The sequence below is a fragment of the Corynebacterium sp. genome, from assembly GCF_012837295.1.
Taxonomy (GTDB): domain Bacteria; phylum Actinomycetota; class Actinomycetes; order Mycobacteriales; family Mycobacteriaceae; genus Corynebacterium.
Map to the genome: position 1 here is coordinate 1 of NZ_DURI01000202.1, position 2126 is coordinate 2126.

Genomic DNA, 2126 nt, shown 5'->3' on the forward strand with positions numbered 1-2126 from the left:
ACCCGCCGGACCCAAGTCAAACTCGGCCCGACCAGGAGGTGAACTCCCCGCAAACAACCCACCATGATCAGCGCCCTTGCAGGCACCGTCCCGGCGTCTCGCTTGCCCCGGTAACACTACACACGGGCTCGACTCACAACAAAACGCCTGGTCACGACATGGAAACGCTGAAGTTTACCGTTCGTTCACCCCGGGCGTAGGCTCGATTCGTGAGCACCTCGAACGTCGCGGCCCCAGCCGCGGTCCATCCAGTAGATCAGTATCCGGGCCACGCGAAGGCGCTGCTGCTCGGCTTCCAACATGTTCTCGCCGCGTACGCCGGCGCGGTGGCGGTCCCCCTCTTCGTCGGTTGGGCGCTCGTCGACGCCGGCAAGATGCAGCCCTCCGACATCCCCCACCTCATCGCCGCCGATCTTTTCGTCGCCGGCCTGGCGACGATCGTCCAATCGATCGGCATCTGGCGCTTCGGCGTCCGCCTGCCGTTGATCCAGGGCTGTACCTTTTCGGCCGCAATCCCCATGGTCACCATCGGCTCCCAGTACGGGGTGCCGGCCATCTACGGATCGGTCATCGCCTCGGGCATCTTCATGATGCTCTTCGCCCCTCTCTTCGCGTCCCTCCTCCGCTTCTTCCCGCCATTGGTCACCGGCACGGTTCTCCTCATCATCGGCACGACGCTGATGCCGGTGGCGGCGGACTGGGTGGGCGGCGGCGCAGAGTTGAAGGGGACGGAGGCCTACGGCACGGCCCAGAATCTCGCCGTGGCCTTCGGCGTCCTCGCCCTCATCCTCGTCATCGACAGGTGGGGCCCGGCGTGGCTCTCGCGCATCGCGGTGCTGGTGGGCATGTTGACCGGCCTCGTCGTGTGCATCCCCCTCGGCATGGTCGACTGGTCCACGACCGCCGATTCGCCGCTCTTCGGCCTCACCACGCCGTTCTACTTCGGTCTCCCGGAGTTCGTGTTCGCCGCCATCTTCGCCATGTGCATCGTGTCGTTGGTGACGATGGTCGAGGCCACGGGCGACGTCCTGGCCATCGGCGAGATCACCGACGTCGAGGTCGATGATCGCCGCATCGCGGACACGCTCCGAGCGGACGGCGCCGCCACGGTGGTCGGCGGCATCTTCAATACCTTCCAGTACACGGCCTTCGCCCAGAACATCGGCGTCCTGTCGATCACCGGCGTGCGTTCGCGTTGGGTCACCGCGGTCGCCGGCGGCATGCTGGTCGTCCTCGGCCTCATCCCGAAGACCGCCGCGCTGGTCGCCGCCATCCCCGCTCCGGTGCTCGGTGGCGCCGGCATCGCGCTGTTTGGCATGGTGGCGGCCTCGGGCGTGCGGACGCTGTCGAAAGTGAAGTTCACGGAATCCAACGTCATCGTCGTCGGCGTCCCACTCGCCCTCGCGCTGTTGCCGGCCGTCGCCCCCGACCTCTTCACGCAGCTGCCGCCGTGGGCCCAGACCTTCATGGCCTCGGGCATCTGCATCGGCGCGGTCGCCGCGATCCTGCTCAATCTCGCGTTCAACACCGGCGAGCGAGCTCCCCATTCCGCCGAGTACACCGTGCACGACACCTTCCGCGGCGGCATCAATTCGCACGACAAGGATCATGATGGCTGGGGCGACGTCCCCTCCGAGCGTTCCTGATTGCTTTACGACGCCCACGGTCTCCCCTGAACGGCCCGCTCCATCGTTGATGGGGCGGGCCCTTTTCATTCCCCATGCCGGCGGTCTCCACTTCGATCGAGAGCGGCAGAATGGCCGATCCAGCACGAGCTCCAGCTGCCATGCGATCCGCGCTTCGTTCATGACGCAGTCTGGACCACAAGACGATGTCGAGAACGTGGGACGCAGAATAGTAGTCTCCGGAGGCGGGACGCGGGACTCAGTCATTGACGACGGCCATCGCCGAGAGCACGAAAAAGGGGAGCCTCCCCGGCCATCTTCAAATCCTCCGAAGAGAATCAAATGACGGGCGAAGAAGGCTCCCCTTGATTGATTCTGGAAATGCGAATGGAGCTGTTGTCGGTGCCGCACCCCACACAAGGGGCAACGACACCAACAACAGCTCCACACACAAACGACGAAGGCCGCCGCCCCATCCCCCAACGGGGACAAGGCGACGAC

At 65.4% G+C, this 2126-nt stretch carries 1 protein-coding gene; it reads left to right on the forward strand.

Annotation, left to right across the window (positions count from 1 at the left end):
- Positions 1-209: 209 nt before the first annotated feature.
- Positions 210-1646 carry a nucleobase:cation symporter-2 family protein gene (locus GX015_RS06685; protein ID WP_291343780.1) on the forward strand — a complete coding sequence of 479 codons (1437 nt, stop codon included), beginning with the start codon at positions 210-212 and terminating at the stop codon, positions 1644-1646.
- Positions 1647-2126: the final 480 nt, after the last annotated feature.